General features: G+C 60.1%; 9 protein-coding genes, 2 rRNA genes and 3 pseudogenes (1 of these 14 running past the window's edge). 8 read left to right on the top strand and 6 right to left on the bottom strand.

What is annotated here, in order from left to right:
• From OKW44_RS07410 to tnpC (OKW44_RS07390), 5 genes are all read left to right on the top strand, one after another.
• A 23S ribosomal RNA gene (locus OKW44_RS07410) occupies positions 1 to 2,418 on the top strand; it begins 464 nt to the left of the window's first position.
• Positions 2,419 to 2,645: 227 nt separating this feature from the next.
• Positions 2,646 to 2,759 (top strand): 5S ribosomal RNA (gene rrf, locus OKW44_RS07405).
• 305 nt (positions 2,760 to 3,064) lie between these two features.
• A complete protein-coding gene (gene tnpA / locus OKW44_RS07400; RefSeq protein ID WP_280783934.1) occupies positions 3,065 to 3,457 on the top strand; it encodes an IS66-like element accessory protein TnpA in 393 nt (130 codons plus the stop codon).
• Entirely contained in the window at positions 3,454 to 3,798 is a 345-nt protein-coding gene (gene tnpB / locus OKW44_RS07395) for an IS66 family insertion sequence element accessory protein TnpB (RefSeq protein ID WP_280785287.1), read from the top strand. Before tnpA ends, tnpB (OKW44_RS07395) begins: the two co-directional genes overlap by 4 nt.
• Positions 3,799 to 3,828: 30 nt before the next feature.
• The gene (gene tnpC, locus OKW44_RS07390; protein WP_280785286.1) at positions 3,829 to 5,385 is read left to right on the top strand and encodes an IS66 family transposase; all 1,557 of its coding nucleotides are present in this window, start codon (positions 3,829 to 3,831) and stop codon (positions 5,383 to 5,385) included.
• A gap of 90 nt (positions 5,386 to 5,475) precedes the next feature.
• Here tnpC (OKW44_RS07390) and OKW44_RS07385 read toward each other — a convergent pair.
• From OKW44_RS07385 to OKW44_RS07360, 6 genes and pseudogenes are all read right to left on the bottom strand, one after another.
• Positions 5,476 to 6,710: pseudogene (locus tag OKW44_RS07385) on the bottom strand (IS66 family transposase).
• A gap of 152 nt (positions 6,711 to 6,862) precedes the next feature.
• Entirely contained in the window at positions 6,863 to 7,084 is a 222-nt protein-coding gene (tnpB, locus tag OKW44_RS07380; RefSeq protein WP_018420754.1) for an IS66 family insertion sequence element accessory protein TnpB, read from the bottom strand.
• The gene (locus OKW44_RS07375; protein WP_035470936.1) at positions 7,081 to 7,473 is read right to left on the bottom strand and encodes a transposase; all 393 of its coding nucleotides are present in this window, start codon (positions 7,471 to 7,473) and stop codon (positions 7,081 to 7,083) included. The genes tnpB (OKW44_RS07380) and OKW44_RS07375 overlap by 4 nt, the downstream gene beginning before the upstream one ends.
• A gap of 211 nt (positions 7,474 to 7,684) precedes the next feature.
• Positions 7,685 to 8,455 carry an IS21-like element helper ATPase IstB gene (istB, locus tag OKW44_RS07370; protein WP_018420756.1) on the bottom strand — a complete coding sequence of 257 codons (771 nt, stop codon included), beginning with the start codon at positions 8,453 to 8,455 and terminating at the stop codon, positions 7,685 to 7,687.
• Positions 8,452 to 10,059, bottom strand: coding sequence for an IS21 family transposase (istA, locus tag OKW44_RS07365; RefSeq protein WP_018420757.1), 1,608 nt, complete (start codon positions 10,057 to 10,059; stop codon positions 8,452 to 8,454). The genes istB and istA overlap by 4 nt, the downstream gene beginning before the upstream one ends.
• 282 nt (positions 10,060 to 10,341) lie before the next feature.
• Positions 10,342 to 11,361 carry an IS110 family RNA-guided transposase gene (locus OKW44_RS07360; RefSeq protein WP_018420491.1) on the bottom strand — a complete coding sequence of 340 codons (1,020 nt, stop codon included), beginning with the start codon at positions 11,359 to 11,361 and terminating at the stop codon, positions 10,342 to 10,344.
• A 277-nt stretch (positions 11,362 to 11,638) separates the two neighbouring features.
• Between OKW44_RS07360 and OKW44_RS07355 the strand changes: the two are divergent.
• The 3 genes and pseudogenes from OKW44_RS07355 to tnpC (OKW44_RS07345) all read left to right on the top strand — a co-directional run.
• Positions 11,639 to 11,770, top strand: a pseudogene (locus OKW44_RS07355) (transposase); the annotation flags it as partial.
• Positions 11,746 to 12,012, top strand: coding sequence for an IS66 family insertion sequence element accessory protein TnpB (gene tnpB, locus OKW44_RS07350; RefSeq protein ID WP_162633968.1), 267 nt, complete (start codon positions 11,746 to 11,748; stop codon positions 12,010 to 12,012). The pseudogene OKW44_RS07355 and the gene tnpB (OKW44_RS07350), both read left to right, overlap by 25 nt.
• A 113-nt stretch (positions 12,013 to 12,125) precedes the next feature.
• Positions 12,126 to 13,431: pseudogene (gene tnpC / locus OKW44_RS07345) on the top strand (IS66 family transposase); the annotation flags it as partial.
• Positions 13,432 to 13,440: the final 9 nt, after the last annotated feature.

The following is a 13,440-nucleotide window of genomic DNA, read 5'->3' as shown; positions in this document are numbered from 1 at the left end:
AGGGAAAGGCGAAAAGAACCCCGGGAGGGGAGTGAAACAGATCCTGAAACCGCATGCATACAAACAGTCGGAGCCTCTGCGAAGGGGTGACGGCGTACCTTTTGTATAATGGGTCAGCGACTTACATTCAGTGGCGAGCTTAACCGATTAGGGCAGGCGTAGCGAAAGCGAGTCCGAACAGGGCGTCCAGTCGCTGGGTGTAGACCCGAAACCAGGTGATCTATCCATGGCCAGGTTGAAGGCACGGTAACACGTGCTGGAGGACCGAACCCACTAACGTTGAAAAGTTAGGGGATGAGCTGTGGATAGGGGTGAAAGGCTAAACAAACCTGGAAATAGCTGGTTCTCTCCGAAAACTATTTAGGTAGTGCCTCGTGTATCACCTTCGGGGGTAGAGCACTGTCATGGTTGTGGGGTCCATTGCGGATTACTACGCCATAGCAAACTCCGAATACCGAAGAGTGCAATCACGGGAGACAGACATCGGGTGCTAACGTCCGGTGTCAAGAGGGAAACAACCCAGACCGCCAGCTAAGGTCCCCAAATATGGCTAAGTGGGAAACGAAGTGGGAAGGCTAAAACAGTCAGGAGGTTGGCTTAGAAGCAGCCACCCTTTAAAGAAAGCGTAATAGCTCACTGATCGAGTCGTCCTGCGCGGAAGATGTAACGGGGCTAAGCCATATACCGAAGCTGCGGATGCACAGTAATGTGCATGGTAGGAGAGCGTTCCGTAAGCCTGCGAAGGTGCACTGGAAAGTGTGCTGGAGGTATCGGAAGTGCGAATGCTGACATGAGTAGCGATAAAGGGGGTGAAAGGCCCCCTCGCCGTAAGCCCAAGGTTTCCTACGCAACGTTCATCGGCGTAGGGTGAGTCGGCCCCTAAGGCGAGGCAGAAATGCGTAGCTGATGGGAAGCAGATTAATATTTCTGCACCATTGTGAAATGCGATGGGGGGACGGATCGCGGAAGGTTGTCCGGGTGTTGGAAGTCCCGGTCCTTGCATTGGAGAAGGCGCTTTGGCAAATCCGGGCGCGTAATTCAAGGGTGCGAGGCGAGCCACTTCGGTGGCGAAGCAACTGGAAGGGGTTCCAGGAAAAGCCTCTAAGCTTCAGTTTCACAGTGACCGTACCGCAAACCGACACAGGTGGGCGAGATGAGTATTCTAAGGCGCTTGAGAGAACTCGGGAGAAGGAACTCGGCAAATTGGTACCGTAACTTCGGGATAAGGTACGCCCTGGTAGCCTGACTGGCCTGCGCCAGAAGGGTGAAGGGGTTGCAATAAACTGGTGGCTGCGACTGTTTAATAAAAACACAGCACTCTGCAAACACGAAAGTGGACGTATAGGGTGTGACGCCTGCCCGGTGCCGGAAGATTAAATGATGGGGTGCAAGCTCCTGATTGAAGTCCCGGTAAACGGCGGCCGTAACTATAACGGTCCTAAGGTAGCGAAATTCCTTGTCGGGTAAGTTCCGACCTGCACGAATGGCGTAACGATGGCCACACTGTCTCCTCCCGAGACTCAGCGAAGTTGAAGTGTTTGTGATGATGCAATCTCCCCGCGGCTAGACGGAAAGACCCCATGAACCTTTACTGTAGCTTTGCATTGGACTTTGAACCGGTCTGTGTAGGATAGGTGGGAGGCTATGAAGCGTGGACGCCAGTCTGCGTGGAGCCGTCCTTGAAATACCACCCTGATCTGTTTGAGGTTCTAACCTTGGCCCGTGATCCGGGTCGGGGACCGTGCATGGTAGGCAGTTTGACTGGGGCGGTCTCCTCCCAAAGTGTAACGGAGGAGTACGAAGGTACGCTAGGTACGGTCGGAAATCGTGCTGATAGTGCAATGGCATAAGCGTGCTTGACTGTGAGACTGACAAGTCGAACAGGTGCGAAAGCAGGTCATAGTGATCCGGTGGTTCTGTATGGAAGGGCCATCGCTCAACGGATAAAAGGTACTCTGGGGATAACAGGCTGATACCGCCCAAGAGTTCATATCGACGGCGGTGTTTGGCACCTCGATGTCGGCTCATCTCATCCTGGGGCTGTAGCCGGTCCCAAGGGTATGGCTGTTCGCCATTTAAAGAGGTACGTGAGCTGGGTTTAAAACGTCGTGAGACAGTTTGGTCCCTATCTGCCGTGGGCGCTGGATATTTGAAGGGGGCTGCTCCTAGTACGAGAGGACCGGAGTGGACGAACCTCTGGTGTACCGGTTGTCACGCCAGTGGCATCGCCGGGTAGCTATGTTCGGAAGAGATAACCGCTGAAAGCATCTAAGCGGGAAACTCGCCTTAAGATGAGATATCCCCGGGGCTTCGAGCCCCTTGAAGGGTCGTTCAAGACCAGGACGTTGATAGGTCAGGTGTGCACGTACAGTAATGTACTGAGCTAACTGATACTAATTGCCCGTAAGGCTTGATCCTATAACAGGTGTGTCTCGACCCGCGTTAGTGCTTCAGCACTTGCGCGGGTCCGATCCCCGAAGGGGATTGGTGTGAACTCCCGCGGGAGCTAACAGAAACGCACGGTTGGGATTCAGTGTTGTGCCAGAAACAACACAACCCCCCACACGAATCCTTTACGCTTCTTCCCGATTGGCTGTGGCGCAACCGGTTGACTCCAACCCCCTGCGACGCAGCAACCCGTCATGCCTGATGACCATAGCGAGTCGGTCCCACCCCTTCCCATCCCGAACAGGACCGTGAAACGACTCCACGCCGATGATAGTGCGGATTGCCCGTGTGAAAGTAGGTAATCGTCAGGCTCCCCCCACGTCAGAAACCCCACCCGCCGCGGTGGGGTTTTTGCGTTTACGCGGCCCAAATCAACAGCAACATCGACAGAGATGATTGTAAGGTAAGCGCCCGGTGAAGGCCCGGGAGCGAGCTGGCGTGAATATTCCACGCCAAAGTGAACAGGGATTCCACGGCAAAAAGAACACGAATTCCACGGCAAAGTTAATGCCGATTCCACGGCAAAAAGGTAAGCACCTCACGACGACCGTCGTAGACGGCGGCGAGAACCGACATCAAAGTGGTGCCCATCATTTTCGATTTGATGGACATCACTGTGACAGAGTCGGAAGCCAGGCCGGGTAGCCGCAAGGGACGCCCGAATTATGATCGCGAGTTTCGACGCCGGCTTGCGGCCGCGGCATGTGAGCCTGGTGCGTCGGTCGCGAAGCTGGCGCGGGACAATGGCATCAATGCAAACATGCTGTTTGCCTGGCGGCGTCGCTATCGCGAGCAATTGCAGGCGGAAACGACGTGCCTGATTCCAGTGGCGGTGGTTCATGAGACGCCGCCGCAGCGCGTGGCGATGCCCCCAGATGCAAGGGACGTCTGCAACCGGACTGCACGAGCCGGGACGATCGAGATCCGGTTCGGTGACGTGGTAGTCAAGGTCAACGGCGTTGTCGACGCCGACACGCTACGCGTCGTCCTGGGGAGCGTGCGATCGTGATCTCTCTACCCACGGGTACACGCGTCTGGCTGGTGGCAGGCGTCACCGACATGCGCTGCGGGTTCCAGGGGCTGGCGGCAAAGGTGCAGACGGCGCTCGAGGACAATCCGCTGGGTGGCAACGTGTTCATCTTCCGGGGCCGGCGCGGCGATCTCGTGAAGGTCATGTGGGCGACCGAAGACGGGCTCTGGCTTCTTGCGAAGCGGCTTGAGCGTGGTCGCTTCGTCTGGCCACACGCCGATGGCGGCAAGGTCCATCTGACGGCGGCGCAACTGTCGATGTTGCTCGAAGGCATCGATTGGCGGCAGCCGCGTCGTACGGCTGCGCTGTCGATATTGTAAACCGCGAGGAAGGCTCGTAAACTGCGCCGCATGTCGAACGGCGCCGAACTTCCTGACGATGTTGCAACCCTGCGGGCCTTGCTGGTCGAGGCGCGTGCCCAGCTTGCCGAACGCGATCTGGAGATCGGGCAGCTCAAGGCGCAGATCGACAAGCTCAAGCGCATGCAGTTCGGACGCAAGTCCGAGCAGTTGGACCGGGAGGTCGCGCGGCTCGAAACCGCGCTCGAGGACTTGACCGGTGAGCGTGGTGTCGCTGATGTGCGACGCGCCCACGAATCAAGCGCGAGCACGCCTGTGGGCGACGCATCGCCGAAAGAAGCGCTGCCGCCGCATCTGCCACGCGAAGAACGCGTACTCGACGCCGACGCGACCTGCCCGAAGTGCGGCAGCGCCATGCAGCCGCTCGGAGAAGACGTGTCCGAGCAGCTCGCCCGCGTCGCGGCAATGTTCAAGGTGATCCGCACGATCCGGCGCAAGACGGTCTGTCCGTGCGGCCACCACTTCTCGCAGCCGTCCATGCCCGGCCTGCCGATCACGCGCAGCATTGCCCATCCGAGCCTGCTGGCCGACATCCTCGTCTCGAAGTACGCTGACCACGCGCCGTTGTACCGGCAGTCGCAGATTGCCGCGCGCGACGGCGTGAAGCTGGATCCGGCCAGCATGGGACGCTGGGTCGGCCAGTGCGAGGCCCTTTGCGTGCCGCTGACCGAGGCGCTGCGCCGCCACACGATGGCACCGTCGAAGCTGCACGCGGATGACACGCCGATCCCGGTGCTCGAACCGGGCAAGAAGAAGACAAGGACCGGGCGACTGTGGGTGTATGTGCGCGATGACACCCGTTCGGGCTCGACCGAACCGGCCGCGGTGTGGTTTGCTTACTCGCCCGACCGCAAAGGCATCCACCCCCAGACCCATCTCGCTGGATTCGAGGGCATCCTGCAAGCCGACGCCTACAGTGGCTTCAACGAACTGTACGAGAGCGGCAAGATCCGTGAAGCTGCATGCTGGGACCACGCGAGACGGTACCTCTACGACGTGCATGCCCGAACGCCTACCGAGGCGACCCGAGAGGTGCTCGAACTGATCGGTGGACTTTACGGCATCGAGGCGGACATCCGTGGCAAACCCGCTGCTGAACGGCTGTGCGTGCGGCAGGAGAAAAGCGTGCCGCTGCTCGCGACCATCAGGACGTGGATGACGGACAAGCTCGCAACGCTGTCGAAGAAATCCGAACTGGCCAAAGCGATCCGTTACTCGCTCAACCAGTGGGACGCGCTCGCGCTGTACTGCGAAGAGGGTCGTGCTGAGATCAGCAACGCCCTGGCCGAAAACGCGCTGCGCTGTGTGAGTCTGGGCCGCAAGAACTTCCTGTTCGCCGGCTCCGACAGCGGAGGCGAGCGGGCAGCCGCGATGTACGGTCTGATCGGCACATGCAAGCTCAACGGGATCAACCCGCGCGCCTACCTCGAATACGTCCTGACCCATATCGCTGACCATCCCATTAACCGCATCGACGAACTGTTGCCCTGGAACGTGGCCACGAAGCTGCCTCGGCAGTCTGGCCCATCGGCGTCTGCTGACACGTAACCCGATTCCCGATCATGCCTCACGCGGGCGCCGCGTTGCGGACGGCCGTCGCGAGGTGCTTACCCCGGTGAAGGCCCGGGAGCGAGCTGGCTAGCTGCTGCGATCAGGCAACGCGGGAGTCCAGCGGTGAGGGAGTAACTGTTCAATATCAGCAGCGCGATGTGTTGGCAGGCGCGTGAGCACGTCCTTCAGATAGGTGAGCGGTTCATGCCCGTTCAGTTGCGCCGACCGGATCAGGCTCATGATGGCAGCGGCACGTTTGCCGGCACGAAGTGAGCCCGCGAACAACCAGTTTTTTCTCCCAGTTGCCCAGGGCCAGATCTGATTTTCCACCCAGTTATTGCACATTGGCACATCTCCATCGTCGATGTAGCACGTGAGCGCCTCCCAGCGATTGAGGCTGTAGTCGATGGCTTTCGCGATTCCTGAACCTTCTGGAACCAGACGCCGCTGCGCACTCATCCACACGTGCAGCGCATCCATGACCGGTCGAGAATGGGCCTGCCGCAGTGCACGGCGTGCATCGGAATCTAGCACTGCTGCTTCACGTTCGACTTCACAGGGCGCCAAAGTATTTCAACGATTGCCCGCCGATCTCGCTTTGATAGTTTGCATGCAGCTCGAAGAACGCGCGACGCGCGTGCGCACATGCGCTCAATCCGCTACAGCGGCAGATGATCGGCGAACTTCGATACCAGCACCAAAGCGAGCAGCGCGGCAGTGGGAATGCCCTTGTCGATGACGTGCGCGGGCACGGGCACGGGCTCCTGTGTCAGCGTCTCGCATTGACGGCACACCCACTTGCCGCGGATATGCCGCTCGACCGTGAACACGCCCGGCATGTAGTCAAGCTTCTCGCTGATGTCTTCGCGAACGCGCTCAAGCTCGCAGCCGCATTGGCACGTCGTGGCATCCGGATCGTGATGAATGTCGGTTCGTGGCAGATGCGCGGGCAACGGCGCGCGTCGGAGACGTTGCTGTCGTGATTTGCGCTCGGGCGTATCCGGCTGAAGCTGCTCGAGCTCGGCTTCGATCGCGGCCAGATCCGTATCGCTCGCCTCGTCAAGCAGGCTCATCTGTTCTGTATTGAGCTGCTTGCTGCGCTTGCCAAACTGTTGCCGTTTGATGACTGAGAGCTCATGTGTGAGCTGGTCGATGCGGGTTTGCCGATCCCGCAACTCCCGTTCCTTCTCACCAACTTCGTGTTCCTTGTCCGCGAGCTGAACAGCCAGATGCGCAGCCAGTGCGCGAAGCGGGTCGGCGCTGAGCGTGGTATGGCGAGGCCGACGGGCAGGTCCATGACACCAAGTCTGCCAGACACGCAACGCATCACAAAGCAAAGCTGTTTTCGTCCGCGTCGGCCTCACATCACGGTAATCGCGTGATCGTTGGCCAGCGTGCGTCACGGCAGTCCCGTCACCAGTGCCCGTAACTGTTCGTCATTGAGTGGCAGTGAAACGGACTGCTCGCCGTAGCTTCAGATGAATCGCCCGCGATTCAGGCGCCGGGTGGCCAGCGAGATCCCCAGTTCATCGTAGGCCAGCACCTTCATTCGCGTCGAATGCCGGTTGGCAAACAGATAGGCATGGTGGGGGCGCGCCGCGCCGAATATCTTGACCACACGCGCAAGCAGCGTATCGGCGCCCGCGCGCATGTCCACGGGCTCGGTCGCCAGCCAGATCGCGTCAATGCGGATCATCGCAACCACCCCTGTAGCCATGCCGCGCATTCATCGGCCGCCGCCAGCGGCCAGTAGAGCGTAATCGTGGCAGCAGCGCGGCGAATCTCGATGCGGATCTCGCCTCGATCAGTCGGAACAGCTGGCGCTTGCAGTTGTAGTGGCACGAATGCCGCCGCAGGTGGCGGCTGCGCTTCGTCCGGCGCCGGCTGGCCGCTCGCACGCTCTCGCGCTGCCACCACCCACCGGCGCAGCAGGTTTGCGTTCAGGCGGTAATGCAGCGCCACCGCCGCGAACGACACGTGCGGCTGCATTGCCGCCCGTACCGCCATCTCCTTGAATTCCCGGCTGTGTTTGCGACGCTCTATTGCCGGCACCCCTCCATCATCAACCCGATCGTTGTCCGCCATTGTGTACACGTGTCCAACATTCCGGGGTCGGTTCATTTTTTGATGGACACGATGCTGCTATGGCACACCACTGACCTCAACGTGACTTCACCGGACCCTTACCCGGTGTCGCCGTCGACACCGTCTATTCCATCCCGGACGGTCAGTTGAAACTCCCCCACTTATGGTCGCGCAAATTCCCCCACCCTGTGCAGCAGGACTAAGGGTTTATTTAGCTGGTTTTCGTTTTTCTCGCAAGCGTTTCAGCGGCCTCTTTAAGGCGATAGCTGCGACCATCGAACTCGAGCAGATGGCAGTGATGCATGAGCCGGTCGAGGATCGTGGTGCTCATCGTGTAGTCGCCCAGGTATGCGCCCCAATCCTGCACAACGCGGTTGGATGTGACGACAACGCTGCGATGCAGTTTGTAGCGTTGATGGATCAGGGTTTGCAGCAGCGCGCCCGCGGCATCGGGGATCGTGCGCGACAGAAACAGATCGTCCAGCACAAGCAGATCGCTCTCGAGGATAGCCCGCAGCCGGGCTTCGCGCTGGGCAGTCGGGCTCAGCGCGTAACGGTTAAAGAAGTCGTCGGTCTCAAGATACTGCACCTTGTGGCCTTGCAGGACGGCTTGGTAAGCGACAGCCTTCGCAAGGTGCGATTTGCCGGTGCCAGGTTTGCCGATGATCAGCGCGCTGTCGCCGGCCGCGATGAACTTCAGCGTGTGTAGCTGGAAGCAGGTCTGGCGAGGCACTTTGGGATTGAAGCCCCAGTCGAATTCGGCGAGCGTGAGTTTGTCTTCGAGGCCGGAGAGCTTGTAGCGGCGTTCGATGAGCCGGGACTGGCGGCGATCCAGTTCGTCCTGCAGGATCAGTGCGAAGGTTTCAAGGAACGGCTGCTGGGAGCCCTGGGCCTGCAGCACGCGCGTTTCGAGTGTGTCGCGCACACCAGACAGGCGGAGCTGTCCGAGGGCCCGTTCGATTTCCGGTAATGTCATGGTCATGCCTGCGTTTCTCCCGTCGGAGGTTGAGGTTCGGCGCCGTGTTGCGCACCGAGGGTAAAGAGTTCGCCGTATTCGGCGGCAGGACGGATCAGCGGGTGGTCCTGCGTGAGAGGCAGTTCGAGTTGCGGTGCCTGATCGAGACGCTCGAGTGCCTGTTCGAACAGCTGATCGACGATCGCGCGCACCTGTTTGTACCGGTAGACGTGATGACGTAGTGCGTGGTCGCAGGCCTGTTCAACGAGCCGGGCTGGATACTTCTTCGCCAGACCGACGATGCCCCACATGGCGCGATGGCCGACGCGACCTTCGCTGTCGAACATGTGTTGGCAAAGCGCCTTTGTTTGCGGCCCGATGTCGCCAGCGCTCGCGAGCAGGAAGGCGCTCTGGCGGGACGGATTGAACGGGCGTTCGTCTTCGGGCAGTTCAAGCGAACCGGCCTGCAGGGCGCGAGGATGGGTGCGCAGCAAGGCCTGCGTACGGCGATCGCGAATCTCGATGGTGGAATCGTAGATCCGCACTGAAACGAGACTACCGATCGGTGCGGGTCGTGCCGCATAGTTGCTGCGATCGATGTTGACAGTGGTGTCGTCCCAGACGGTACGCACGACCTCCATGAAGTAGCGAAAGCCGGTGGTCGGCAACGCCCGCAGATGCGGCCTCTCCTCCTGGAACATGGCCTCGACCTGACGCCGGGTGCTGCCATGAATGCGTTTGGCCGCCCAGTTCGCCTCCCAGTGCATCAGGAATTCGTTCTGGGCTTCGAGCGACTCGAAACGGCGGCCGGCGAGCGCGGTGCCCTGCGTATGTTGAATCGCGTTCTCGACGGTCCCCTTTCGATTCGGGTCGCGCACTCGGGCAGGGTCGGCGACGACGCCGTAATGCTCGAGCATCGCCTCATAGAGCCGGTTGATCTCGGGTTCGTACAGATCGGGCGTGATGACGCCCTCCCGGAGATTGTCCAGGACGACATAACTGACAGCGCCGCCGAAGTAGCGGAAGGCTTCTTCGTGAAGCTGGGCCCAGACCTGCTTGCTGGACTTCCAGACCACGCGCCGGAAACTGCGCCGCGAATACCGCAGGGTCATCACGAACAACCGCGGGCGTCGGTAGCGGCCGGTCTTCGGATCGCGGGTCAGTGCGCCTTCGCCATAGTCGACTTGGGCTTCTTCGCCGGGGGCGAACGCGAGACGATCGAACTGCTCGGGATCAATGTGGCGCAAGGCGCGCACGAAACGCTTGACGCTCTCGTAGCTCGCGGTGAATGCGAACTGATCGGCCAGATCCTGATAGATCGCCTGCGCGTTTCGCCTCAGGCGGACCTGCTGCTCGATCCATTCGCGATGCGGTGCGCTTGCCGAGCGGGCGAAATTGAACGTTGTGGCCGCGCTGGAATCGGCGGTTGCCGGTGGTCGCGACGGTGGGGGAGTTTGCGGTTCAGCGGTTTCAGAGCCGGTGGTCGCCGTGGGGTAGTTTGCTGCAGCGGACTTCTCGGACTCGAAGATCGCCTGATAGCGACGGATCGTCTTGCGGTCGATGCCCGTGAGCCGCTGGATCTTGTTACGCTCTAGTAGTGTGAATACGGTGCTTTGCAGGTGCGGCTTCAAGACGTTCTATATGAACGCGCCCCGTTTGAGCAAGCGCTCGTGTGTTCTGACATGACAGGGTCGGTTGCAGCTCTATATCCGGGCTTATTGCAGCTGCTACGCTGCGGCCCACTATGAAATCCGCTGACCCGCGCCTCATTCACTCCGCGAGCTCAAGGCTCTTCACGTCTTTCAGGCTTGGCGGGTCACGGTCCTACCTGTGTGTCATCACATACGATTGCCTGCGCAACCTTCGAAGCTCGTACTGCATTGAACGTTGATTTTCTGCATGACAGCAGTGGCTTACGCCGGCTTCACGCTCAAGTGGTCTTTCTGGTAAGGCCTGTTATGGGCCAGTAACGCCCAGATCGTGCGTGCCATCTTGTTGGCTAGCGCAACGGTCACCACATTCGGCGGTCGGCGTTTGCTGATCTGGTCGATCCACGGCCCTGTTTCCTTCGCATGAGTGAGCACGCTGCGGGCGCCGTGAATCAGCAACTTGCGCAGATAGGTGTCGCCCATCTTGCTGATGCCATGCAGGTTTATCTTGCCGCCCGAGCCCGTCTGCCGCGGCACGAGTCCAGCCCATGCGGCAAACTCTCGGCCTGACCGGAAGGCCTTGGGATCACCCATCATTGCGACTGCCGCCGTCGCCGTCAGCAGTCCAACGCCGGGAATCTCGCTGATCGCCTTGACAGCCGGATCATCCTTCTTCCACTCGCGCATGCGCCGTTCGATCCCGGCAATCTGCTCATCCAGTGCCGTCAGGCCGTTCCACTGTTCGCGCATCGTGTCGATGAGCACGGCCGGCAGCCGTTCGGCCACCCTGGCGAGCACTTCAGGAATCGCCTTATCCAGCGCAGTCCGTCCTTTACCCATCACCTCGCCGTATTCAGTCAGCAGACCGCGCAATGCGTTGATCTGCATCGTACGAAACTTCACCAGCTGCTCGCGCATCCGGTGCAGCGCCAGCACAGCCTGCTGCATTTCTGTTTTGACCGCCACCGGTTTGCTGGGCTGTTGCACCGCCCGCCAGATCGCCTGCGCATCTGCCGCATCGTTTTTGTTGCGAATGTTGAAGGCCTTGACGAATTCGGCAGGCATCAGCTTCACCTGATGGCCCATCTTCGTGAGCTGCCGAGCCCAGTGGTGCGCCCCGCCACACGCTTCCATACCGACGAGACAGGGAGCCCGGTTCGCGAAGAACTCGAGAAACTTTGCCCGCTTGATCTGTTTGTTCACGATCTCGCCAGTTTCCTGGTCGATGTAGTGCACCTGAAACACCGTCTTCGCAATATCAACGCCCACCGCCGTAGAGTTCATCTCTGGATCCTCCGGTTATCGGGAATTCGTGCATTTTGCACCTTCGTGCATCGATGTCGTTCGTCTGTGGGATCCACGATCCTTGCTGGCGTTTACAGGTGGGGCGCGTTCATTTCAATTCACTCCCTGAACTCCTTCTTGTTCAAAGGAGACGAAGATAGACGTCCTGCAACACCTCTCCCGGCAGCTTTAGTGGCTCAGCCGACGGTCGTCAGGTGGGGGAGTTTGAAGTGACCATACCCGGGGGAGTTTGACCGACCGCCGGGGGGTTCCATCGATGACGCTCGCGCTGCATGTTCGGTTACCTAACGGTGTCGAACTCAACTTCGGCGAGGCTGGAGTCGAAGAGATCACGACGATCATCCAGGTGCTGGGGAGGCTGCCGTGTTCCGGTTTGACGAAGGTCTGAACGTCTATCTGCACCGCGATCCCGTCGATTTCCGATGCGGAATGAACAGCCTGTCGATTCTCGTGGAGCAGGCGATGGGCCTCAACCCCATGGATTCGTCGCTCTACGTGTTCACGAATCGGCGATGTGATCGTATCAGGATCTTGGGCTGGGATCACAACGGGTCCTGGCTATTGCTCAGGAGACTCGAAGAGAAGGAGTCTGGCCCGAAGGTAGCACCGGGGTCGTCACGCTGGACGTAGAGCGGTTGCAGTGGCCACTCAAGGGCGCTGACGTTGCCGCGCTTCGGCGCCATCCGAAACGACATTATGCCCGTGTGAGTTGAACACGACATTGGCGTGCCGGTCCAAGCGACATGCCGATCAACATCACCCTCTCTGCCGACGAGTTCAAGGCACTCCCGGCGACGCGCGAGGAGCACGCTGCGCTTCAGGGGGAACGTGACGGGCTGCGCAGCACGCTGCGACTCGTGACAGCAGAGCGTGACCTCGCCGGGGAGCACATACGGGCCTACCGCCGTGAGCTGTTCGGTGCCGAGTGCGAAGCGCGGGATTCTGATCAATTCGGCTTGTTCAACGAAGCCGAAGCGCTCGGTGCGAACGCCACGCCCGCGCGGGAAGACACACCGGAAACGACGGTTGGCGCGCACATGCGCAAGAAGCGCGGCCACCGCAAGCCGCTCGATCCGAGTCTGCCGCGCGATGTCGTGCGGCACGAACTGCCCGCAGCCGATCGTTTCTGCGCCAACGACGCTCACGCGCTTGTAGAGATCGGAGTTGAAACCAGCGAGCAGCTCGACGTGATTCCAAAACAACTCCGCGTCATCCAGCACCAGCGCGTCAAGTATGCCTGCCCGTGCTGAGATCCTGGCATCAAGGTCACGCCAGCGCAGCCGCGCATCATCCCGCGCGGACTCCTGAGCGAATCGGCGCTTGCGTGGATCGCTGCCAGCAAGTATCAGTTCGGGATGCCACTCTACCGTCAGGCCGGCCTGCTGCGACGCTTCGGCGGTGACATCTCGTCGAACACCATCGCCGCGAGCATCGTCCGTGTCGGACTCGCGACGCAACCTGTGATCAACCTGATGCGCGATGCACTGCTCGATGCGGAGCTGATCTACTGCGACGAGACGACGTTCCAGGTCCTGAAGGAGAAGGGCCGCAAGCCTCAGACGAAGAGCTATCTCTGGTCGCAGATGACGGATGCGGGGAATCCGATCCGTGGCTTCACCTATACGCCTGGATGCGGCGCGCAGTTGGTAGACAAACTGTTCACGGGCATCCGTAAGGGCGCTGTCCTGATGACCGATGGCTATGGACCCTATAACGGTATCCGCCGAGCGATACCAGCTCGTGCACCTTGGATGCCGGGTTCACTGCCGGCGCTACTTCGTCAAGGCAGAGGAAAATGTGCCCAAAGCTGCGCACCCGCCCGATCTGCTCGCGACGCGCTTCATCAAGCTGATCGGAAAGTTGTTCGTTGCCAAGGCGGGAGCGCGAAATGGAACCTGCGCGAGCAGTGGCCGAAGCTGATCGTTTATGTCGGGAATGGTGGACTGGCCCATATCGAATAGCGACTGTGCAAATTCGATCCGTCCGTTTGTGATCGGGAGGCGCGGCTGGTTGTTCAGCGACACGGTTGAAGGCGCGACTGCGAGCGCCAATCTAATC

This window comes from Paraburkholderia lebeckiae (assembly GCF_050436325.1).
Taxonomy (GTDB): Bacteria; Pseudomonadota; Gammaproteobacteria; order Burkholderiales; family Burkholderiaceae; genus Paraburkholderia; species Paraburkholderia tuberum.
This window is presented reverse-complemented; position numbering and strand designations above follow the sequence as displayed.

Coding starts and splice junctions, on each gene's coding strand:
- tnpC (WP_280785286.1), top strand. CDS start 3,829: ATGTCGAACGGCGCCGAACTTCCTGACGATGTTGCAACCCTGCGGGCC.
- tnpB (WP_018420754.1), bottom strand. CDS start 7,084: ATGATCCGCATTGACGCGATCTGGCTGGCGACCGAGCCCGTGGACATG.
- OKW44_RS07375 (WP_035470936.1), bottom strand. CDS start 7,473: ATGGCGGACAACGATCGGGTTGATGATGGAGGGGTGCCGGCAATAGAG.
- istB (WP_018420756.1), bottom strand. CDS start 8,455: ATGACCATGACATTACCGGAAATCGAACGGGCCCTCGGACAGCTCCGC.
- OKW44_RS07360 (WP_018420491.1), bottom strand. CDS start 11,361: ATGAACTCTACGGCGGTGGGCGTTGATATTGCGAAGACGGTGTTTCAG.